The organism is Variovorax sp. GW821-FHT09D05 (assembly GCF_059416325.1).
In genome coordinates, this window is sequence record NZ_JBWKOZ010000007.1 from 222103 (window position 1) to 242683 (window position 20581).

At 66.3% G+C, this 20581-nt stretch carries 21 protein-coding genes and 1 tRNA gene; 10 read left to right on the plus strand and 12 right to left on the minus strand.

Annotated elements, in window-relative coordinates:
- Window positions 1-38 precede the first annotated feature (38 nt).
- Window positions 39-764 (plus strand): response regulator transcription factor, encoded by a 726-nt coding sequence (locus tag AC07O3_RS20325; protein WP_426391351.1) that lies wholly within the window; start codon window positions 39-41, stop codon window positions 762-764.
- Window positions 765-786: 22 nt separating this feature from the next.
- Here AC07O3_RS20325 and AC07O3_RS20330 read toward each other — a convergent pair whose 3' ends face one another.
- The 3 genes from AC07O3_RS20330 to AC07O3_RS20340 form a co-directional block, all read right to left on the minus strand.
- Entirely contained in the window at window positions 787-2154 is a 1368-nt protein-coding gene (locus tag AC07O3_RS20330) for a sigma-54-dependent transcriptional regulator (RefSeq protein WP_093079292.1), read from the minus strand.
- Window positions 2155-2161: 7 nt separating this feature from the next.
- Complete coding sequence (locus tag AC07O3_RS20335; RefSeq protein WP_093057211.1) at window positions 2162-4015, minus strand: sensor histidine kinase; 1854 nt, start codon at window positions 4013-4015, stop codon at window positions 2162-2164.
- 93 nt (window positions 4016-4108) lie between these two features.
- Window positions 4109-5470 carry a dicarboxylate/amino acid:cation symporter gene (locus tag AC07O3_RS20340; RefSeq protein ID WP_093079297.1) on the minus strand — a complete coding sequence of 454 codons (1362 nt, stop codon included), beginning with the start codon at window positions 5468-5470 and terminating at the stop codon, window positions 4109-4111.
- Window positions 5471-5722: 252 nt separating this feature from the next.
- Between AC07O3_RS20340 and AC07O3_RS20345 the strand changes: the two genes are divergently transcribed.
- Entirely contained in the window at window positions 5723-7141 is a 1419-nt protein-coding gene (locus AC07O3_RS20345; RefSeq protein WP_495340190.1) for an MFS transporter, read from the plus strand.
- Window positions 7142-7184: 43 nt separating this feature from the next.
- Entirely contained in the window at window positions 7185-7880 is a 696-nt protein-coding gene (locus tag AC07O3_RS20350) for an aspartate/glutamate racemase family protein (RefSeq protein WP_495340191.1), read from the plus strand.
- A gap of 9 nt (window positions 7881-7889) precedes the next feature.
- On the opposite strand, the gene AC07O3_RS20355 is transcribed toward AC07O3_RS20350, so the two are convergent.
- The 5 genes from AC07O3_RS20355 to AC07O3_RS20375 are packed head-to-tail and all read right to left on the minus strand — an operon-like array spanning window position 7890 to window position 12277.
- Window positions 7890-8897 (minus strand): TRAP transporter substrate-binding protein, encoded by a 1008-nt coding sequence (locus AC07O3_RS20355; RefSeq protein WP_495340192.1) that lies wholly within the window; start codon window positions 8895-8897, stop codon window positions 7890-7892.
- 26 nt (window positions 8898-8923) lie between these two features.
- The gene (locus tag AC07O3_RS20360) at window positions 8924-10204 is read right to left on the minus strand and encodes a TRAP transporter large permease (protein ID WP_093178232.1); all 1281 of its coding nucleotides are present in this window, start codon (window positions 10202-10204) and stop codon (window positions 8924-8926) included.
- Complete coding sequence (locus tag AC07O3_RS20365; protein WP_093079440.1) at window positions 10201-10782, minus strand: TRAP transporter small permease; 582 nt, start codon at window positions 10780-10782, stop codon at window positions 10201-10203. Before AC07O3_RS20365 ends, AC07O3_RS20360 begins: the two co-directional genes overlap by 4 nt.
- A gap of 15 nt (window positions 10783-10797) precedes the next feature.
- Window positions 10798-11244: a type II 3-dehydroquinate dehydratase gene (locus tag AC07O3_RS20370; protein ID WP_354336986.1), complete on the minus strand. Its 447-nt coding sequence runs from the start codon at window positions 11242-11244 to the stop codon at window positions 10798-10800.
- A gap of 22 nt (window positions 11245-11266) precedes the next feature.
- Complete coding sequence (locus AC07O3_RS20375; protein WP_093178228.1) at window positions 11267-12277, minus strand: TRAP transporter substrate-binding protein; 1011 nt, start codon at window positions 12275-12277, stop codon at window positions 11267-11269.
- 108 nt (window positions 12278-12385) lie between these two features.
- Between AC07O3_RS20375 and AC07O3_RS20380 the strand changes: the two genes are divergently transcribed.
- The 7 genes from AC07O3_RS20380 to AC07O3_RS20410 all read left to right on the plus strand — a co-directional run bounded on the left by AC07O3_RS20380 (window position 12386) and on the right by AC07O3_RS20410 (window position 16675).
- The gene (locus tag AC07O3_RS20380) at window positions 12386-13168 is read left to right on the plus strand and encodes an IclR family transcriptional regulator (protein ID WP_093079318.1); all 783 of its coding nucleotides are present in this window, start codon (window positions 12386-12388) and stop codon (window positions 13166-13168) included.
- 73 nt (window positions 13169-13241) lie between these two features.
- Complete coding sequence (locus tag AC07O3_RS20385; protein ID WP_495340193.1) at window positions 13242-13649, plus strand: PaaI family thioesterase; 408 nt, start codon at window positions 13242-13244, stop codon at window positions 13647-13649.
- A gap of 240 nt (window positions 13650-13889) precedes the next feature.
- Complete coding sequence (locus AC07O3_RS20390; RefSeq protein WP_097200281.1) at window positions 13890-14780, plus strand: hypothetical protein; 891 nt, start codon at window positions 13890-13892, stop codon at window positions 14778-14780.
- A 260-nt stretch (window positions 14781-15040) separates the two neighbouring features.
- Window positions 15041-15472, plus strand: a complete 432-nt coding sequence (locus AC07O3_RS20395) for a hypothetical protein (protein ID WP_495340194.1) — start codon at window positions 15041-15043, stop codon at window positions 15470-15472.
- Window positions 15473-15501: 29 nt separating this feature from the next.
- Window positions 15502-15705, plus strand: coding sequence for a hypothetical protein (locus AC07O3_RS20400; RefSeq protein ID WP_495340195.1), 204 nt, complete (start codon window positions 15502-15504; stop codon window positions 15703-15705).
- Window positions 15706-15758: 53 nt separating this feature from the next.
- Window positions 15759-16208: a low affinity iron permease family protein gene (locus AC07O3_RS20405; protein WP_495340196.1), complete on the plus strand. Its 450-nt coding sequence runs from the start codon at window positions 15759-15761 to the stop codon at window positions 16206-16208.
- A gap of 116 nt (window positions 16209-16324) precedes the next feature.
- Window positions 16325-16675, plus strand: a complete 351-nt coding sequence (locus tag AC07O3_RS20410; RefSeq protein WP_495340197.1) for a hypothetical protein — start codon at window positions 16325-16327, stop codon at window positions 16673-16675.
- A 78-nt stretch (window positions 16676-16753) separates the two neighbouring features.
- Here AC07O3_RS20410 and AC07O3_RS20415 read toward each other — a convergent pair.
- From AC07O3_RS20415 to AC07O3_RS20430, 4 genes are all read right to left on the minus strand, one after another.
- Window positions 16754-16829: transfer RNA gene (locus AC07O3_RS20415), tRNA-Phe, on the minus strand.
- 24 nt (window positions 16830-16853) lie between these two features.
- Entirely contained in the window at window positions 16854-17555 is a 702-nt protein-coding gene (locus AC07O3_RS20420) for a response regulator (protein WP_093057187.1), read from the minus strand.
- A 92-nt stretch (window positions 17556-17647) separates the two neighbouring features.
- Window positions 17648-19978, minus strand: coding sequence for a sensor histidine kinase (locus AC07O3_RS20425; protein ID WP_495340198.1), 2331 nt, complete (start codon window positions 19976-19978; stop codon window positions 17648-17650).
- On the minus strand, window positions 19975-20550 hold the full coding sequence (locus tag AC07O3_RS20430) for a DUF4390 domain-containing protein (protein WP_371127394.1): 576 nt from the start codon (window positions 20548-20550) through the stop codon (window positions 19975-19977). Before AC07O3_RS20430 ends, AC07O3_RS20425 begins: the two co-directional genes overlap by 4 nt.
- Window positions 20551-20581 lie beyond the last annotated feature (31 nt).

Below are 20581 nucleotides of genomic sequence, written 5' to 3' on the forward strand. Positions count from 1 at the left end.
AGCACTCTCGATTCTGAAAAACCGAAGAGAGGCGCACCATGACTACAAGACCCGACACCGATAAAAAAATAGTCGTCTATCTGATCGAAGACGAAGAAGACCTTCAGGAAGCGCTTGTCTACAGCCTCAACCAGCTGGGCTTCGCAGCCTCCGGATTCTCGACGGCCTCCGAGTTCTACCGGGCCTATGCCGTCAGCCGCTGCGACATCGTCGTCATCGACATCGAACTGCCGGACGAGAACGGATTTTCGATTGCCCAGCACCTGCGTTCCGCCAGCAACGTCGGCATCGTGTTCGCTACCGCGCGCGGCGAGCTCAACGACCGCGTTCGCGGCTTGCGCGGCGGCGCCGACGCCTATTTCGTGAAACCGGTGCATGCCGAGGAGCTTGCGGCCACGCTCGAAGGCGTCTACCGGCGCATCAAGGCATCGAAGAGCAGCGCCGAACGGGCGCAACCACCGGCTGCCCCGCGCGGCACGGGACGCTGGACGCTCAAGGAAGGCGACTGGATCCTCTGCGACCCCGACGGGCGAGGGCTTCGCCTCACCATGTCGGAGCGGGCCATCGTGGCCTGCCTCTTCAAGCAGCGCAACAAGCCCGTCGACCGCTCGCAGCTCGCGACCGCGCTTGGCGGTGATCTCGAGAATTTCGATCTTCAGCGCGTGGATGCCGTGGTCAGCCGCCTGCGGCGCAAGGCGCTTGCGGCGGGCATGTCGCTGCCGCTGCACGCGGTCAGGGGCACCGGCTACCAGTTCCAGGCCTGAGGCGCGGGCCGGGTGCGAGCTGCTACTTGAACTCGTCCACCGTCACGCCCAGCTTGCGCACCTTGTCGTGCAGCGTCTGGCGCGCAATGCCCAGTGCGGCAGCCGTGGCCGGCTGGTCGCCGTGCTGGCGGCGCAGCTCCTCGACGATCACCGCGCGTTCGAACGATTCCACCTGCTGGGGCAACCCGCGCGGCAGGGCGGGCACGCCTTCGGCGCTGTTGCCGCCGCGCGTCTGCGTGAGGCGCTCGCCGAGCAGGCCCAGCACAAAGCGGTCGGCCACGTTGCGCAGTTCGCGCACGTTGCCGGGCCAGGCGTAGGCCATCAGGTCGGCCAGCTGCGCGTTGCTCAAGAGCGGCGCGGGACGCTCGTAGCGGCTTGCGGCCTGCAGGGTGAAGTGCTCGAACAGCAGCGGAATATCTTCGCGCCGCTCGCGCAGCGGCGGCAGCTCGATGAAGGCCACGCCCAGGCGGTAGTACAGGTCGGCCCTGAACTTCTGCTGGTCGCTCATGGCCTTCAGGTCGTCCTTGCTCGCGGCCACCACGCGGCAGTCGAATGGAATGGTCTTGTTGGAGCCGATGCGCTCGATGCTGCGCTCCTGCAGCGCGCGCAGCAGCTTGATCTGCACCGCCATCGGCATGCTCTCGATCTCGTCGAGGAACAGCGTGCCGCCGCTGGCGTATTCGAACTTGCCCACGCGCATGCGGCTGGCGCCGGTGAATGCGCCGGCCTCGTGGCCGAACAGCTCGCTCTCGGCCAACGACTCGGGCAGGCCGCCGCAGTTGAGCGGCACGAAATGCTGCCGGCGGCGCGCGCTGTGGTCGTGCAGGCAGCGCGCGACAAGCTCCTTGCCGGTGCCGGTCTCGCCGTAGACCAGCACGTCGGCCGATGTCTCGGCCAGCGTCTTCACGGTCTGGCGCACCTGCTGCATCTGCGCCGAACGGCCGATCAGCACCGACTGGATGCCCTGCCAGTTCTCCAGCGCGTCGCGCAGCGCGCGCACCTGCAGGCTGAGCTGGCGGCGCTCGATGGCGTGGCGCACGATGGCCACCAGCCGCTCGGAGCTGAAAGGCTTTTCGATGAAGTCGTAGGCGCCCTCGCGCATGGCCTGCACGGCCATCGCGATGTGGCCGTGGCCGGTGACCAGGATCACGGGCAGTTCGGCATCGACGTTGCGCAGCTCGGGCAGCCACTCGGTGCCGCTCAGGCCCGGCAGGCGCACGTCGCTGATGACAACGGCCGGCACGCCGAAGCCGATGTGCGGCCGCGCGCGCTCGGCGCTGGCGAAAGATTCGACCTCGAAACCGGCCAGGGTCAGCACCTGGGTGGTGCTGATGCGGACGTCTTCGTCGTCCTCGACCAGCAGCACCCGGATGGCAGGGGCTTCGCTCACTTGGGGGTCACTCCTGTTGTGCAATGGAAAGGGGGGAATGGGAGGGAACAGGCGGGTTGTGGATCACGGCAATGGCAGCGGGCAGGTCGATGACGAAGCATGCCCCGCCGCCGTCCAGGTTGGCCGCGCGCAGCGAGCCGTCCATGGACCGCACCAATTGTGCCGAGATCACAAGCCCCAGGCCCAGCCCCGAGCCCGCGGCCTTGCCGGTGACGAAGGGTTCGAACAGGCGCGGCAGGATGTCGGGGCGAATGCCCGGGCCGGTGTCTGTCACCGACAGGAGCACGCGCCCCTCCTTCGGCCGCGCCTCCAGGCGCAGCGTGCGGACCGGCGCGTCCTGCATGGCGTCGATGGCGTTGCGCATCAGGTTGGCGAGCACGCTGCCCAGCGCGGCGTCTTCGGCCATGACGCTCAGCGCCGGGGGTTGCACGTCGACCTCGATGGTCACGCGCTGCTTCTTCGAGGCCTCGGCGACGATCACCTGCGCGTCGGCGATGGCATGCGACAGCTGCACCGGCGCCAGCGGCAGCTCGCCCTTGTAGGCAAAGGTTCGCAGCTGCGAGGTCAGCCGCGCGAGCCGGTCGACCATGCCGCGGATGCGCTCGAGGTTGCCGCGCACGTCGTCCAGGCGGCTCTTGTCGAGCAGGATGGTGGCGCTCTCCGACAGCGTGCGCATGGCCGTGAGCGGCTGGTTGAGTTCGTGCACCACGCCGGCAGACATCTGGCCCAGCGCGGCCATCTTGCCCGCGTGCACCAACTCGCCCTGTGCGGCGCGCAGCTGCGCAGTGCGCGCCACCACGGTCGATTCGAGCGTGTCGTGCGCCGCCTGCAGCGCGGCCTGGTTGGCCAGCTTCTGGCGCACCGCGCGGCGGCGCTGCCACAGCGCGACGGCCACCAGCAGCAGCACCGCCATCGCGAGGCTGGCGGTAATGGCTGCATTGCGCGCCGCCACGCGCAGCGGCGCCAGGTCGTCGAGCACCACCAGCTGCCAGGGCGCGCCGCGCAGGGTGCGGGCCGAAGCGAGCTGGTCCACGCCGTCGAGCGAGATCACCTGCACATCGCGATCGAGCGCTTCTTTCTGCGTCCACTGCAGCGGCTGCAGGGTGGCCTCGCCGTAGGGGCGCGAGCGCAGCACCTCGGCGCGCTGCAGCGCATCGAGCGGCAGAAGCGGGCGGAACTTCAGGTTGTCGCGCGTGGAAAGAATGACCACGCCGCGCTGGTCGATCAGCGCCACGTCGCCGGGCAGCTTGCGCCAGGCGCGCTCGGTCTCTTCGAGGTTGATCTTCACGGCCACCACGCCGCGCGCGGACTGGCCGCGGCGCAGCGCATACGAAAGGTAGTAGCCCGGCCGCTTGCTGGTGATGCCCACGCCGTAGAAGCGGCCCCTGCCCTGCCCCAGCGCGTCGATCACGTAGGGCCGGAACGACAGGTCCTGGCCGACGGTGGTGCCGGGCTTGTCCCAGTCCGATGCCGCCAGCGAAGTGCCGGCGGCGTCGAGCACATAGAGCATCTCGGCACCGGCGGTGGCGTTGACGCCGTCGAGGTAGCGGTTGACCACGTCGCGCAGGCGAGTGTCGGTCGGCGTGCCGAGCAGCGCCGGCACGACGGGCGTCATCTCCAGCAGCGCCGGGAGGTAGTCGAAGCGGGCCAGGTCGGCGTCGAGCCCGGTCGCGAGCATGTCGAGCCGGTGTTCAGCCGCCTCGCGCAGGCGCGCCAGGCCGGCCTGCATGGCGATCTGGTGGCCGGCGAAGGCGGCCACGGCCACCAGGGCCAGTGCGCCGCACCAGCGCGGCAGGCCGCGCCATCCCCTGGCATTGTCGGAAGGTCCATCGAAACGCCGGGCCGGCTCCCTTGAAATCATGGGAGCGTTATTGCACAAGGCCGGGCCGTCCGCATCGGTGGCAGCCCGATGGCCCCGCGCCGCCCCGCTTTCGCGGGGCCGGTAAGGAAAGGGTCAGGCCTGCCGTGCCGGGCTGGCAGGCATGTGCGCTTCGGTTGCGTCGAGCACGCGCTCGGGCTCGTCGGCTTCCACCGTGCTTTCCTGGTCCAGGTGCTGGTGCATGCGCACGGTGTCGAGGTCGCCGGTCCACTTGGCGACCACGATGGTGGCCACGCCGTTGCCGATCAGGTTGGTGAGCGCGCGAGCTTCCGACATGAAGCGGTCGATGCCCAGGATGAGCGCGAGCCCCGCCACCGGCACGTGGCCCACGGCCGACAGCGTGGCCGCCAGCACGATGAAGCCGCTGCCCGTGACGCCCGCAGCGCCCTTCGAAGTGAGCAGCAGCACGGCCAGCAGCGTGAGTTGCTGCGTCAGCGTCATGTCGGTGTTGGTCGCCTGGGCGATGAACACCGCCGCCATCGTCAGGTAGATCGAGGTGCCGTCGAGGTTGAACGAGTAGCCCGTGGGCACCACCAGCCCGACCACCGACTTCTTCGCGCCCAGGTTCTCCAGCTTGGCCATCATGCGCGGCAGCACCGACTCGCTCGACGAGGTGCCCAGCACGATCAGCAGTTCTTCCTTGATGTACTTGATGAACTTCCAGATGCTGAAGCCGTGGAACCTTGCAATGAGCCCCAGCACCACGAAGATGAAGAACAGGCAGGTGGCATAGAAGGTGGCCATCAGCTGGCCCAGCTGCAGCAGCGAGCTCACACCGTACTTGCCGATGGTGAAGGCCATGGCGCCGAAGGCGCCGATAGGCGCGACCTTCATGATGTAGCCGACGATCACGAAGAGCACGTGCGAGCCCTTCTCGATCACGTCGAACACCAGCGTGCCGCGGCCGCCGAACTTGTGCAGCGCGAAGCCGAACATCACCGCGATCAGCAGCACCTGCAGGATCTCGCCCTTGGCGAACGCATCGACCACCGTGTTCGGAATGATGTTGAGCAGGAAGTCGGTGGTGCTCTGCATCTTGCCCGGGCCGGTGTAGGCCGCAATGCTCTTGGTGTCGAGCTGGCTCACGTCGACGTTCATGCCCGCGCCGGGCTTCACGATGTTGATGATGACCAGGCCCACCACCAGCGCGATGCTGCTCACGATCTCGAAGTACAGCAGCGCCAGGCCGCCGGTCTTGCCGACCTTCTTCATGTCTTCCATGCCGGCGATGCCCACCACCACCGTGCAGAAGATGATCGGCGCGATGATCATCTTGATCAGCTTGATGAAGCCGTCGCCCAGCGGCTTCATCGAAGCGCCGGTGTCGGGGTAGAAATGCCCCAGCAGCACCCCGAGCACGATGGCCGTGATGACCTGGAAATACAGGGATTTGTAGAAGGGCTTGGGTGCGGTGGTGTGTTCCACGGGGTGGCTCATCGGGTTGTCTCCAATTTCGTGGCCAGGCTCCGCAGCGGGGCGCGCGGCCGGCCCCGTGGTTCAGCAATCGACATGCCACGCACGGCACCGGTCGCACCGCGCGCTAAGTCCTTGATTTGATGGACCTTTTGGTGAGCGTGCGAACCGCGACCCGCCGACGATCCGGATGGCGCGGGCAACGCCCGTCCGATCCGCCGGATCAACGCCTCGGGGAAAACCCTAGCCCTCATTCAACGATGTCAGACTTGCCGCATGAACGACAACGCCCAGCCGGCAGCAGCCACGGACAGCGCCTCCAAGCGCATCGCGCTCACGGTGGCGGCCGCCTTCTTCATGGAGACGCTGGACGCCACCATCATCGTCACCGCCCTGCCGGCCATCGGAGCCGGCTTCGGCATGGGCGCGCTGGACGCGAGCCTGGGCGTCACGGTCTACCTGATCGCGATGGCGGCGCTGGTGCCGGCGGCGGGCTGGTGCGCCGGGCGCTTCGGCGCGCGGCGGGTGTTTGCGCTCGCGGTCGGCACCTTCACCGTGGCTTCGCTCGCCTGCGGGCTGGCGCCCACCTTCGAGGTGTTCGTTGCGGCGCGTGTGCTGCAGGGCGCGGCGGCGGCCTTCATGTCGCCGGTGGGCCGGCTCGTGGTGCTGCGCGAAACGCCGAAGCACCGGCTGATAGAGGCCATCGGCACCATCACCTGGCCGGGGCTCATCGCGCCGGTGATCGGCCCGCCGCTGGGCGGGCTCATCGCAACGCACGCGTCGTGGCGCTGGATCTTCCTGCTGAACGTGCCGCTGGGCCTCGTGGGCCTGTGGCTCATCATGCGACTGTTCCCGCGCCGCACCGACGTGGCCCCGACCCGCTTCGATGCAATCGGCTTCGTGCTCACCGCCGTTGCGCTGGCCGCGCTGGTCGAAGGCCTCACGCGCCTGGGCGGATCGCAGCCAGGCTCGGCCACCACCCTTGGCCTGCTGGCAGCCGGCGCCGTGGCCGCAGCCGCCGCGGTGCGCCATGCGCGACGCACGACGGCGCCCCTGCTCGACCTGCGCGCGCTGGCTGTGCCGACTTATGCGCTGGCCACCGCGACGGCCGGCTTCGTCTCGCGCATCGCGATCAACGCCTCGCCCTTTTTGCTGCCGCTGATGTTCCAGATCGGCTTCGGCATGAACGCGTTCCAGGCGGGCTCGATGCTGCTGGTGTACATGGGCGGCAACCTCGTGATGAAGAGCGCCACCACGGCGGTGCTGCGGCGCTTCGGCTTTCGCAACGTGCTGACGGTGAACGGTGCGATCTGCGCCGCCACGCTGTTCGGCTGCGGGCTGCTGTCACCGGGCGACCCGCTGCCGTGGGTGTGCGTGCTGCTCTTCGTGGCAGGCATGGCGCGCTCGATGAACTTCACGGCCATCAACACGCTCGCCTTTGCCGACGTGCCCGACGAATCCCGCGCCGGCGCAAGCACGCTCGGCACGATGCTGCAGCAGGTTTCGCTCGCGCTCGGCGTGGCGCTGGGCGCGATGGTGCTCGGCGCGTCGAAGGCACTGCGCGGCGCGCCGGCTGTGCAGCTCGCGGATTTCCATCACGCCTGGTATGTGGTCGGCCTGCTGATGGCCATCGCAACGCTGATGACGCTGCGGCTCGACCGCCATGCGGGCATGGCAGTGTCGCGAAGGCCGTGAGAACATCGTTCGCCCTGCTGTTTCCCTTTCGGAGATTTCTTCCATGCCACTGCACATCGGCATCGTCGGCTGCTCGGCCGAAGGCGCTGCGCTCTGCTATCGCACGCTGTGCGTCGAAGGCGCCCAGCACATGGGCCAGGCCCACGCGCATCCCGAAGTTTCGATGCACACGCACTCGCTCGCCGCGTACGTGGACTGCCTCGATCGCGGCGACGTCGACGGCGTCGCGCGACTGATGCTGTCGTCGGCGGGCAAGCTCGCGGCGGCTGGTGCTGACTTTCTGATCTGCCCCGACAACACGATCCACCAGGCGATGCATCGGGTGCTGCCGCAGTCGCCGCTGCCCTGGCTGCACATCGCCGAGGTGGTTGCAGCGGAGGCGGTGTCGCGGGGCTTTCGCCGCGTGGGCGTTCTGGGCACGCGCTGGCTGGTCGACAGCGAGGTCTACCCGCAGGCGCTGTCGGCCGCCGGGCTGGAAGCCGTGCGGCCTGATGCCGATGAGCGTGCAATGCTCGGCCGCATCATCATGGACGAACTGGTGCGCGGCGTGGTCCGGCCCGAGTCCACCGCGGTGCTGCAACAGATGATCGAAGGCCTGAAGGCGCGCGGCTGCGATGCAGTGGCGCTGGGCTGCACCGAACTGCCACTGGTGCTGAACGACGGCAACTCGGCACTCCCGACACTCGACTCGACGCGCCTGCTGGCACGCGCGGCACTGCGGCGTGCAACGACCGGCTGAGCACCCCGCCTATTTGCGCGCCTTGTCGATCTCGGCCATCAGCTCTTTCACGGTGGCCTCGCCGACCGAGGCCGAGTACTTGTCGATGACCGGCTTCACCTTCGTGCGCAGTTTCGCCATCTCTTCGGGCGGCAGCTCCGACACGGTCATGCCCGCCTTCTTCAATGCGTCGAGCGCGCTGTCGGCGGCGCCGCGCGAGGCCTCGCGCTGGAACGCGGTCGATTCGGTCGACGCCTCGGTGATGATCTTCTTCTCTTCCGCGCTCATGCCGTCCCAGGTCTTCCTGCTGATCAGCAGCGCCTGCGGGTTGTAGATGTGCCGGGTCTGGGTGATGTACTTCTGCACCTCGGCGAACTTGGACGACAGGATGGTGGTGTTCGGGTTCTCCTGCCCGTCGACCGCCTTCTGGTCGAGAGCGGGATACAGCTCGGGGAACGGCAGCGGAGTGGCATTGGCGCCCAGCGCGCCGAACAGGTCGATGTAGATCGGCGACTGGATCACGCGGATCTTCAGCCCCGCGATGTCGTCCGCCTTCACGATCGGCCGCTTGCTGTTGGTTAGGTTGCGAAAGCCCAGGTCCCAGTAGCCCAGGCCATGCAGGCCCTTGTCTTCCAGCCTGGCCATCAGCTTCTGGCCGAAGGGTCCGTCGGTGACCGCATCGGCCTCCTTGCCGCTGTTGAACAGGAACGGAAAGTCGTAGGCCGCGAACTCCTTCACCTGCGCCGAGAGAATGCCCGCGTTCAGCACCGTGAGTTCGACCGTGCCGCCCTGCAGCGCCGACACGGTCTGAAGATCGCCGCCGAGCGCGCCGCCCGCGAACAGCTTGACGGTGATCTTGCCGCCCGACTTGGCGGCCACGAGGTCGGCGAACTTCTGCGCGCCCTGCGCCTGCGGGTGACCGGTCTGGTTCTGAAACGCGAACTTGAGCGTCCGCTCCTTGACTTGCGCACCGGCGCCGCACATGGCGAACAACGCAACGGCGGCAACCAGCAGTTTCAGCATCGAAGGCTTCTTCATGGCAACGTCTCCTTGTATGTATATGTCTATCCGTGGAACAACCTGGCCGGCCCCGTCACCAGCCACGGGAACAGCACCATCAGGAACATGACGGCGAACTCGGCGATCATGAAAGGCACCACGCCGCGCGTGACGTCGTCCATCGAGATCTTTCCGACGCCGGCCACCACGTTGAGGACCGTGCCCACCGGCGGCGTGACCAGGCCGATCGAGTTGTTGATGATGAAGAGCACGCCGAAGTAGACCGGGTCGATGCCCGCGGCCTTCACGATGGGCATCAGCACGGGTGTGAGGATCAGGATCGTCGGCGTCATGTCCATCGCGGTACCCACGATCATCACCAGCACCATGATCGCGATCATCAGCAGGATCTGGTTGCCCATGAAGGGCTGCAGCAGCCCCACCACCTTCGAAGGCAGGTCGGCCACCGTGATGAGCCACGCGCTCACCATGGCCGCAGCGATCAGGAACATCACGATGGCGCTGGTCTTGGCCGCGCCCACGAACACCGCGTAGAGGTCCTTCCAGCTCAGCTCGCGATAGACGACGGTCGACACGAAAAGCGCATAGACGGCGGCCACCACGGCCGCCTCGGTCGGCGTGAACACGCCCATGCGCAGACCTACGAGGATGATCACCGGCAGCATCAGCGCCCACAGCGCCTTGCGGAACGCGGTGAAGACTTCGCCGCCCGACTTGCGCGGCGGAGGCACGATCTTCTCGCGCCGCACCAGCCAGGCCCAGGTGATCCACAGCGCGCCGCCGATCAGCAGGCCCGGCACGATGGCCGCGAGGAACAGCTTGGAGATCGAGACGTTGGCCGCAACGCCGAAGATCACGAGCCCGATGCTCGGCGGGATCACCGGGCCGATCACGCCGGTGGCCGCGATGAGCCCGCCCGCGCGCGCCTTGTCGTGGCCTGCCTTGACCATCATCGGCAGCAGCAGCGCCGTCAGCGCGGCGGCGTCGGCCACGGCCGACCCCGAGAGCGCGGAGAGCAGGCAGCCCGCCATGATGGTCACGTAGCCAAGGCCTCCCTTCACATGGCCGACCAGCGCGAGCGCGAAATCGACGATGCGCTTGGAGAGGCCGCCCACGTTCATGATCTCGCCGGCCAGCATGAAGAACGGCACGGCCAGCAGCGGAAAGCTGTCGGCGCCGCCGATCACGTTCTGCGCAAGGATCTGCGCGTCGAACAGGTCGAGGTGCCACATCAGCGCGACGCCGCTGGCCAGCAGCGAGAACGCGATGGGAATGCCCATCGCCATGGCAAGGAGCAGCGAGCCCACGAAGACGACGATGGTCACTTGCGTGCTCCCTGTTGTGCATCGCCTTGAGCGGTGCTGTCTTGCGAACCGAGGATCTGCTGCAGCTGCACCGCTTCTTCAGACTCCTGCACCATCACCAGATCGCTCTCGGCAATGCGCCCGGTGAGCAGGCGCAGCAGGTCGAGCATGAGGATGAACGCAGCCAGCACCGAGAACACCACGCCTGACATGTACACCACCGCCATCGAGGCGCCGGTGACCGGCGCTGTCACGTCCCAGTTGATGCGCGTCTGCGCCGTGCTGCCCTGGAACAGCAGCCACACGATGTAGAGCATTACCACGTGCCCTATCGCAAGGCAGATCTTCTTGCCGATGGGCGGCAGCTTCTGCACCACCATGTCGACGCCCAGGTGGCCGTGCTCCTTCAGCGCGACGACCGCGCCGAGAAAGGTCATCCAGATGAAGAGCCAGCGCGAGACTTCCTCGGACAGGGTGATGCCCGAATTGAAGCCGTAGCGCAGCACCACGTTGCCGAAGACCAGCACGACCATGACCGCAAGCGCGGCTGCGATCAGGGCTTCGATGCCGGCGCAGCACCGGTCGATCCATCGGTTCATGGCCATGCTCTGCGTTCAGGCCGGCGCGGCCTGCCTGTGCATCTCGACCAGCGCGCGCAGCGCAGCCAGGTAAGACTGCGGGCCCAGGCCCTGGACCGTGCCTTTCACCGCCGGCGAGATGATCGAATGCGCGCGCCATGTCTCGCGAGCGGCGATGTTGGACATGTGCACCTCGATGATCGGGAACGGCATCGCCTTGATCGCGTCGTGCAGCGGCACGCCGTGCTGCGTGAGGCCGGCCGGGTTGACCAGCGCACCCTGAGCCCCGTCGATGTGGGTGTGCAAAAAGTCGATCAGGTCGCCTTCGTGGTTCGACTGGAGGATGTCCAGCGTCACGCCGAGTTCGGTGGCGAGCTGCTGCAGCTGCGCATTGATTTCGGCCAGCGTGGTCTTGCCGTAGATGTGGGGTTCGCGGCGGCCGAACAGGTTGAGGTTGGGGCCGTGCAGGACGAGGATCTTCATGAGGCGCCTTCGGTCGGAGGTCTTACTGCTTGCGGATGCGCGCGAGTTCGTCGGTGTAGAGCTTGACGATGGCGGGGTCATAGCTCGCGGCGAAACGCTCGGTGACAGGCTTGGCAATCTGCCGCATGCGGGCCTGCTCGGCGGGCGCGAGCTCGTTGAACTGCGCCCCCTTGGCCTGCAAGTCGCCTACGGCGCGCTGCGCGGCGGCGCGGCTCACCTGGCGCTGATAGCCGCGCGCTTCGTCGGCGGCCTCGCGCATCATCTTCTGCTCGGTAGGGCTCAGCGAGTCCCAGAACTTCTTGCTGACCAGCACGATGTTGGCCGCATACACATGGTTCGTGGCGCTCACGAACTTCTGCACCTCGTAGAACTTGTTCGACAGGATCACCGCGTACGGGTTCTCCTGGCCATCGACCGCCTTCGACTCGAGCGCGCCGTACAGCTCGGCGAAAGGCATCGGCACCGGGTTGGCCTTGAAGGCCTTGAAGGTTTCGAGGAACACGGGGTTCGGAATGACGCGGATCTTCAGGCCTTCGAGGTCCTCGGGCTTGGTGATGGGCCGCTTGCTGTTGGTGACGTTGCGAAAGCCCAGGTCCCAATAGCCCAGCGCCACCAGCCCCTTCTCCGGCAGCTTCGCGATCAACGCCTGGCCCAGCGGGCCGTCGAGCAGCGCATCGGCCTGCGCAAAGCTGCCCACCGCGAACGGGAAGTCGACAAGGCCGAACTCCTTGACGATGCCTGCGAGCGACGTGGTGGCCGGTGCCGACATCTGCTGCACACCGCCCTGCAGCGCCGACTGCTGCTGCATCTCGTTGCCCAGCTGCGAGGCCGGAAACTCCTGCACCTTCATCTTGCCGCCGCTCTTGGCCGCGAGCAGTTCGGCAAAACGCTTCACGCCAAAGCTCACGGGGTGGTCGGCGTTGTTGAGGTGGCCGAAGCGGATCACACGGTCCTGCACGCCCTGCGCGAGCGCGGGAATGGCCAGGGCGAGGGTCAGGCCGGCCGCTGCCAGCTGGCGATGAAGCGTTCTCAAAATGTGATCTCCAACTGTGTGAAGGTGCAAGGGCGGCGCGATCTTAGGGCGGAATTGGAAAATATTTCCACTAGTGAAAACACTTGGCAAAAGCGCTAGAGTGACGTCATGACAGCCATACTCGAACGCAGCTTCAAGGTCCTCGAACACTTGGCCGGCCACCCCGAAGGCCGCGCGCTGTCGGCACTGTCGGCCGAGCTGGAAATGCCGCTGAGCGCCACGCACCGCCTGCTGACCGAGCTCATCCGCTGCGGCTATGTGCGGCAGGACCAGAGCCACGGCGACTACATGCTCACCATCAAGCTGGTGTCGCTGGGCCTGAGCTTCCTCAGCAACAGCGGTATCGTCGACGTGGCGCAGCCGCTGCTCGACCGGCTCGCCGCCGAATCGGGCGAACTGGTGCGGCTGGCGGTGGTCGACGGCGACGAGCTCACCTTCGTCGCCAAGGCGCAGGGTGCAACGCGCGGCCTGCGCTACGACCCGGACATGGGCCTTTCGGTGAACCTCTCCTGCAGCTCCGCCGGCCACGCCTGGCTGTCGACAATGACGGACGAGCAGGCGCTGCAACTCGTGGCGAAGCAGGGCTTCGGCAAGCCCGAGGACTACGGCCCGAAGGCGCCGACTACCGTGAAAGCACTGCTGGCATATCTGCGTGCGGCACGCAAGCGCGGCTTCGCGATGATCAGCGAGGTGTTCGCGCCGGCAATGACCGCCATGGCCGCGCCGGTGCGCAGCGGCAACGGCGCGGTGATCGGCGTCATCACCATCGCAGGGCCACTGGTGCGACTGACCGAGGAACGCATGCTCGAACTGGGACCGGTGCTGCTGTCGTCGGCCGAGGACGTGGCGCAGGCCAGCGGAGCGTCCGCGATGTTCAAGCGAAGGGCCTGACCGGACATCGCGCGGCGGCCATGGTGCTTATCTATTCAGAATGGAGCCTCCTCGACAAGCCAAGGAGACATTCATGCACGACATCGCCGCGCTCCAGAAACTGCTGGACACGATCTTCCCCGGCCTGATGGGCGTACGACTCACCGAGCTCGCACCCGACCGCGTGGTCGCGCAGATGGAGGTGCGGCAAGACCTGTGCACCGCCGGCGGCATCCTGCACGGCGGCGCCTACATGGCCTTCGCCGACACTCTGGGTGCGGTCGGCACCATCGCCAACCTGCCAGAAGGCAAGCGCACGACGACCACCGATTCGAGCACCAAGTTCATCGCGGGCGCGCGCCTGGGCACTACCGTCACGGGCACCTGCCTGGCGCTGCATCGCGGACGCACTACGCATGTGTGGCAAACCTCGGTGACCAATGCCGACGGCAAGCTGTGCGCGGTCGTCACGCAGACGCAACTGGTGCTGGACGGGGCTTAGAAGCCACGGTGGCCAGCAGTCCGCAAAGTAGACTTTGGACTGCTTGTATCACCCGTCACAAAATCATACATTTCGCCTCAAGGAGGCCACCAGCCAATTCGGCTGCTCGAAGCGGTGGCAAAACCAGCCATGGCAATCGAATGGAATCCAGGTCCGCCCCCGCCTCCGGGCTTCATCGTCAGAGGCCGGGTTGGCTTTGACAGGGACGATGCGAAATTTGTGGACTCATCCACAAGCTACATGCAGACCGTCTTCCGGCCTTTGGGCACCTGGAGCCCGTTGGGTCCGACGGAAAGCCGCTATGTGCATGGCACGCCCCACCAGAACGTCACCGACCGATCCACCGGAGTAGTGACTCCCGGGCAGGGAACGATGCGCGCCCATCACATCGCGGACCATGAAATCCAGCTGATGATCTGCGACTACATGAACGGCACCATCAACATGGCTGTTCTACTGGATCGAATCGGGGCGCTCTACCTGACGAGCTGGGTCGATGTGATCGTCACACCGCGTCTCTTCAAGATCTGGCTCCAGTGGTCCCTGGCCTTGGCGAAGGCACTCACCGTCATAACGTCGCAAGTCGTCAGATTGTCAAAGACAAAGCAAGCCGAATACGCGACCCGACTGAGCGAAGCGCTCTCGAGTTCGGTGGCAAACCTCCGGGTGGGGCATGCGCAAACAGACGTTGCGCTGGCACACGGAGTTGCCCCCCGCATGCAGCGCGGTGTGTACGACCTGTTCGGCTACTTCATCGGCTGGCTGACGGGACACAACTTCGCACAACCGACGCTCTCCGTCGAAACATCGCTGGTCTCGAGCTCCTGGGACAGCCACTACACCGGACACCTGACCGCGCCGTCCGGGACAAGCGTGATTGTCAACAACGTCTTCATCGGGCCCGGCGGCATACCGGGCAGCCTCTTCATCTCGGAGGAAGATCCGCTTCATCCTGCAACGCGGTCTACGCGGCCGGTTCCCCAACGCTATCCGGGAACGACGGGGCTTACCGGTTATGTGCTCAGGAGCACCCGGTCGATCACCCATCTCGGCGTGATCGTGCTGATCTTGACCCTCCTGGGCTACAAGGGAAAAGAACTGATCTGGCCGCGAGCGCTCCCCCGGATCTGAATGCCGCCCTGCATGCGGGGCGATACGGCGGATGCACGAAAGTAAAGTCCTGCTGCCGATCAATCGATCCATCGCCGTCGGCAAGCGGCGATATCCAATATGGTGCCCCGTCCCGGTGGCGTCGGCATGCGCTTACGGCCAGTTCGCGCAGCGTCCTATCGACGCATCGACCGTGGTTTCTAGTCTGGACTCCAGGCACCGGACATCCTCTCGGACATCCTCTATGTGTGCAACGAACACGGTGCCCAAAGGAGATGACCATGCAGAAACTCATATGGACCTGCGCCGTCGCGTCGTGCCTCACGGTGCTCTCGGCCCACGCGCAGATGAACCCGCCTCCGGCGGCGACCGTTGATCCGGCCATTGCCGAACTCAAGGCCGGCCGCGACAAGATTGCAGCCGACTACAAGACCGACCGTGCAGCCTGCGACGCCATGAAGGACAACGCCAAGGACGTCTGCATCGAGGAGGCCAAGGGCAAGGAAAAGATCGCCAAGGCCGAGCTGGACCAGAAGCTCAAGCCAAGTGACGGCAACGCCCGCAAGGTGGCGCAAGCCAAGGTGGACGTTGCCTACAGCATCGCGAAGGAAAAGTGCGACGACCAGAAGGGCGACGCCAAGTCCGCCTGCATGAAGCAGGCCAAGGCCGATGAAGACAAGGGCAAGGCCGAGATCAAGGCAATGAAAAAGTAGATCGCGGTGCGGCAGAAGGAGCCTCGAGCATGAAGCAGCAGCAGGCGGGAAGCGACGAGCGTGACGACAACCGCCGCGTATCGGCATGGGGCGTCGTGGCGGTCATCGTCGTGCTGCTTGGCGCGCTCGCGTACTTCCATGCACTCCAGAAACGCTTCGAATTCCCGGCAGAGATGATGCCGCCCGCGCAGAGCGCTCCCAGCGAAATGCCCGGAGTTCTTCCGGGCAGTTAGAGCGTTCGGCGGTGCAGGCATCGCCGAGCGCATCGGAAGACACAGGCAAGCCCATGGAACGACTCTTCGACTCCTTCGCCAACACCTTCGCCCGCATGGCCGGCAGCCCGGCGGCCTTCCTGATCTGCGTGGCCGTGGTCGTGGCCTGGGCGGTTTCGGGTCCGTTCTTCGGCTTTTCGGAGACATGGCAACTCGTGATCAACACGGGCACCACCATCGTCACCTTCCTGATGGTCTTCCTCATTCAGAACACCCAGAACCGCGATGGTGTGGCCTTGCAGACCAAGCTGGACGAACTGATCCGCTCCTCCAACGCGGAGGATGACTTCATCGGCATCGAGAAGCTCACGGACAGGGAGTTGATTGCGCTGCACGAGCGCTGCGAGGCGGCAGCGAAGAAAAGCCAGGAGACGCTGGAGAAAGCCCGGACCGAGCGCAAGCGCCGCGGCCACCATGACCACCGCGTGGACCGAGGCAGCAACGCCCGCTCAATCGATCCATAGCTGCCGGCAAGCAGCCATATCCAGTATGGTGATGAGCTGCTTGTTGCGCCGTATCAGGCACGCAGTTGTGATGCGACTACCTCGCGGAACGTCGTCAGCTGATCGTCGATGCGCACGTGATACGACGCCAGATCCGCTCGCGCGTTCACGCGCACGCTCCCTCATTCCGTCGAAGAACCCGCTGCGGCGCCACAGTCACACTCTCTTCAGCACAACCCCGAATCATTCGCGCTGCAGCAGGCGATGACATCGAAAACATTCGCGACGTGCACTGCGCATGTGCATGCATCGAGAAGCTTATCGTTCCACAGCAGGTGAATGATTGCGAAGAGGTCTATCCAACCCGCTCCGAACTCGGCGCGTTGATCCGCCTCGTCAATGAGGAACTGCGGCGGCGCATCGAAGCCACGGACGGCACGATCAACTCCTTGCGTGGCGCCCTGCTACGCGAACAGGCGCCGCAATGACGCCGCAATGACGCCGATTTGCTAGCGCAAAAGCAAAAAGGCGCTACAACCTCGAAAGTTGTAGCGCCTTGCGGAATATGGTGGCCTGGGGCGGAATCGAACCACCGACACGCGGATTTTCAATCCGCTGCTCTACCAACTGAGCTACCGGGCCATTGCATTTGTGTGCAGCCCTAAATTATACAGCGCTTCTGCGCCCTCTTGAAAGATCGACGCCAAGTTGTTTGAGCTTGCGGTACAGGTGGGTGCGTTCGAGGCCGGTTTTCTCGGCGACGCGGGTCATCGAACCGTTCTCCATCGCCAAGTGAAACTCGAAGTACGCCTTCTCGAAACCATCGCGCGCATCGCGCAGCGGGCGGTCGAGGTCGAAGCTCTGTGTCGATTGCGGGCCGGCGTCGACCACGGGCACGGACGCCAGCGAGGCCATCAGCAGGCTGTCGCCTGTCGTCGTGATGGCGGCCGCCTGGTTGCCGGTGACCGGCGCGGGCACCACGCCTGCCGCGGCGCGGCGCGCGCTCTCGCGCGCCAGGCCCTGCTCCACTGCCTTGAGCAGCTTCTGCATGGTGATGGGCTTCTCGAGGAAGGCGAAGGCGCCGATGCGCGTGGCGTCGACCGCGGTGTCGATGGTGGCGTGGCCACTCATCATGATGACGGGCATGCTCAGCAGGCCCGCGGTGGACCACTCCTTGAGCAGCGTGACGCCGTCGGTGTCGGGCATCCAGATGTCGAGCAGCACGAGATCGGGCCGTGCGCGCTGGCGCGCAGCGCGGGCTTCGGCGGCGTTTTCCGCGAGCTCCACGTTGTGGCCTTCGTCATTGAGAATTTCGAAGAGCAGGTCCCGGATGCCCAGCTCGTCATCGACCACGAGAATGTTTGCCATGAGTGCTGCTTGTTGTTTGCGCTGGTGTCTGCAATGTATTGAGGGTCCGCTGGCCCATCCATCGCCTGTGCGACGACGGAGATTCGTGCGGCTCAGGCGGCGGAAGACTTCGAATCTTCGGTGTGAGCGACCGCTGCCCGCGGCTCGCCTGCCAGCGCGAATGATAGCGAGACTTGTGCCCCTGCTACAGCCCCATCGACGACGCGGTTGGAAAGCTCGATGCGCGCGCCGTGTTCGTCCGCGATTTTCTTCACGACGGCAAGGCCCAAACCAGTACCTTTTGTTTTCGTGGTTACGTATGGTTCGAAGGCGCGCTTCAAAATATTTTCGGCAAAGCCCGGGCCGCTGTCCTGCACCGTCAGGCGCACGCGCTGCCCCGAATCGCCGAGCCGCGTGCGGATGACGACCTCGCCGGCCCTGCCTGTGCCGCTGGCGGCAGCTTCGGCGGCGTCCTGCGCGTTCTGCAACAGGTTGTGTATGACCTGACGGATCTGCTGCGCGTCGCCGCGGATGGGCGGGCAGCGCTCGTCGAGTTCTGAGCGCAGCGTGATCGGCAGGCTCTCGGCGTTGTAGAGCTGGAGCACGTCGGTCAGCAAGGCGTTGAGGTCCACCGGCTTGAGGTCGGCTGCGGGCAGGCGCGCGTAGTCGCGGAATTCGTTCACCAGCCGCTTCATCGCATCGACCTGGTCGACGATGGTCTTCACCGACTTCACGAGCACGGCCTGTTCGGGCGGCGGGACCTTGCCCGAGAGCTTCATCTCGAGCCGCTCGGCCGAGAGCTGGATCGGCGTGAGCGGATTCTTGATCTCGTGCGCGAGGCGGCGCGCCACTTCGCCCCAGGCCTGCGCGCGCTGGGCCGAGACGATTTCGGAGATGTCGTCGAACACCAGCAGCCGCGCGGCGCCGGGCAGTTCCGCGCCGCGCGCGACGATGTTGATGGCGCCGTCCTGCTGCGGCAGGTCGGTGCCGGAGGCGTGCAGCTCGAAGGCGTGCTGCCAGTGGTCGAGGCCGTGCTGCATGCGCTCGACGAGAAAGTCGTCGAACTGCTGCTGCACCTTGGCACCGAACTCGGCCAGGCCCGGCACATCAATGAGTGCCCGGCCTTCGTAGGCGGCGAGCGGCGCACGCAGCACGCGGGTCGCGCCCGGATTGGTGGACAGCACAGTGCCCTTGGCGTCGAGCACGATCACGCCCGATGTCAGGTTGTCGAGAATGGTCTGCAAGTTGGCGCGCGCAGCGTCGAGCTGGCCCATGGTCTTCTCGACCGCGCCGCGGGCGTCGGCCAGTTGCTGCGTCATGACGGCGAACGAGCGCGTAAGGCCGCCGAGTTCGTCCTTGCCCTGCAGCACGGCGGTGGGCCGCAGGTCGCCGGCCGCCACCTGGCGCACGCCGTCTGCCAGCACGAGCAGCGGCCGCGCGAGCTGGTTGCCGAACAGCACGGCCAGCAGCACCGCACCGAACACGGCGAGGAACAGGCTCAGCGTGAGCGTGCCGATGTACATGCGACGCAGGCCCTCGCGCGCGAGCGCCCGCTCCTGGTATTCGCGGTTGGCCTCCTGCACGGCGAGCGCGTTGGCGACCACGGCCGGCGGCAGCGGCCGCGTGACCTGCAGATAGCGCGGCGCGGTGTCGAAGTCGAAGCCCGGCCTCTGCACCATGGCGAGCGCACGCACGCTCGCGACTGGCGGGGTTGCGCCCGGCGCGGCTGTTTCGTCCAGCCCCTCGACGTGCGCGACGGCGCGCTCGGGGCGGACCTGGCGGAACTGCTGCACGGTTGGCCGCTCGGGGTTGAGCTGAAAACGCGAGGAGCCGGCGCTGGCCACGAGTTGCCCGTTGCCGGTCCACAGGATCACGTCGGTGGCCTCAAGCTGATCGCGGATGCGTTCCAGCACCAGGCCCGCGCTCGTGTCAGGCACTTGCGCCAGCTGTGCGCTGGCGCTGCGCGTCTTGGCGGCGAGGTCATCGGACAGCGAATCGAGCGTGGCGCGCCCCAGGTTGAGGCCAGCATCGAGCGCGCCCTCGACCTTCACGTCGAACCAGCTCTCGATCGAGCGCGCGACGAACTGATAAGACACCACGTAGACCAGCGCCCCGGGCACCACGCCCACCAGCGCGAAGATGGCCGCCAGCTTGATGAGCAATCGGCTGCCGAACTTGCCCTGCCGCAGCCGCCGCAGCAAGCGGAAGGCAACCCAGCCGATCACCAGCACCAGCAGCACCGCCACCACGACGTTGATGCCGAACAGGCGCACGTAGTAGCGCTCGTACAGTGCGCGGTTGTTGGTGGCCTGCGCCAGCAGGAACATCAGCACCAGGCCGATGGCCGTGACCAGCGCGGCGCCGACACCAATGGCCCAGCGCGTGGCCCGCGCGCGGCGCGCGGCCGGCGTGGCCGCTGCGCCGCTGCGCCCGGAAGTGCTCACTTCTGCTTCTCCAGAGGGAGCTTTGCCGTGCGTTCGGCGGCGATGTTCCAGTCGGCCTGCCCGACCACGCCGATCTGGAATGGGCGCGGCAGCTGCGAGGTGTCGAGCCGGAAGCGGAAAGTGACCTGGTGCTGCGGGTCGTCGCCGATCTCGGCCACATCGCCCAGCCGCAGGCGGCCTATGCGCTTGATGGCGTCAAGCGCATCGCCGAGGGTGTCGAAGTTCTGGTTCAGCGAGATGCCCAGGCCGGCCGCGCCGGTCATCGGCGCCGCCGACACGTTGAGTCGCCAGCGCCGCGTGAGTGGCTGGTAGGCCAGCCGCATGTGGCGCGCGACCTGGGCGACCTTGCGATCGGTCCAGTACCAGCGCTCCTGGTAGAGCTCGGCCTCGGCCACGAAATAGATGGCGATGCCCTTGTCGAGCACCTCCTCCACCAAGGAGGGCAGCTCGAACTGCACGGCAGCGCTGAAGTAGACGCCGTCGTCGGACTGCTCGAGGCGCATCTGGGTGATCGACGTGCCGTTGCGGCCCTGGGCGGCCGCCGGGGCCGGCAGCAGCAGGACCATCCACATTGCCCAGGCCCAGAGCAGGACAGCCAGCAAG

Bases quoted from the DNA above. Each gene is read 5' to 3' on its own strand.
- AC07O3_RS20325 (WP_426391351.1), top strand. From the start codon at position 39: ATGACTACAAGACCCGACACCGATAAAAAAATAGTCGTCTATCTGATC.
- AC07O3_RS20335 (WP_093057211.1), bottom strand. From the start codon at position 4,015: ATGATTTCAAGGGAGCCGGCCCGGCGTTTCGATGGACCTTCCGACAAT.
- AC07O3_RS20340 (WP_093079297.1), bottom strand. From the start codon at position 5,470: ATGAGCCACCCCGTGGAACACACCACCGCACCCAAGCCCTTCTACAAA.
- AC07O3_RS20345 (WP_495340190.1), top strand. From the start codon at position 5,723: ATGAACGACAACGCCCAGCCGGCAGCAGCCACGGACAGCGCCTCCAAG.
- AC07O3_RS20350 (WP_495340191.1), top strand. From the start codon at position 7,185: ATGCCACTGCACATCGGCATCGTCGGCTGCTCGGCCGAAGGCGCTGCG.
- AC07O3_RS20355 (WP_495340192.1), bottom strand. From the start codon at position 8,897: ATGAAGAAGCCTTCGATGCTGAAACTGCTGGTTGCCGCCGTTGCGTTG.
- AC07O3_RS20365 (WP_093079440.1), bottom strand. From the start codon at position 10,782: ATGAACCGATGGATCGACCGGTGCTGCGCCGGCATCGAAGCCCTGATC.
- AC07O3_RS20370 (WP_354336986.1), bottom strand. From the start codon at position 11,244: ATGAAGATCCTCGTCCTGCACGGCCCCAACCTCAACCTGTTCGGCCGC.
- AC07O3_RS20380 (WP_093079318.1), top strand. From the start codon at position 12,386: ATGACAGCCATACTCGAACGCAGCTTCAAGGTCCTCGAACACTTGGCC.
- AC07O3_RS20385 (WP_495340193.1), top strand. From the start codon at position 13,242: ATGCACGACATCGCCGCGCTCCAGAAACTGCTGGACACGATCTTCCCC.
- AC07O3_RS20390 (WP_097200281.1), top strand. From the start codon at position 13,890: ATGCAGACCGTCTTCCGGCCTTTGGGCACCTGGAGCCCGTTGGGTCCG.
- AC07O3_RS20395 (WP_495340194.1), top strand. From the start codon at position 15,041: ATGCAGAAACTCATATGGACCTGCGCCGTCGCGTCGTGCCTCACGGTG.
- AC07O3_RS20400 (WP_495340195.1), top strand. From the start codon at position 15,502: ATGAAGCAGCAGCAGGCGGGAAGCGACGAGCGTGACGACAACCGCCGC.
- AC07O3_RS20405 (WP_495340196.1), top strand. From the start codon at position 15,759: ATGGAACGACTCTTCGACTCCTTCGCCAACACCTTCGCCCGCATGGCC.
- AC07O3_RS20420 (WP_093057187.1), bottom strand. From the start codon at position 17,555: ATGGCAAACATTCTCGTGGTCGATGACGAGCTGGGCATCCGGGACCTG.
- AC07O3_RS20430 (WP_371127394.1), bottom strand. From the start codon at position 20,550: ATGTGGATGGTCCTGCTGCTGCCGGCCCCGGCGGCCGCCCAGGGCCGC.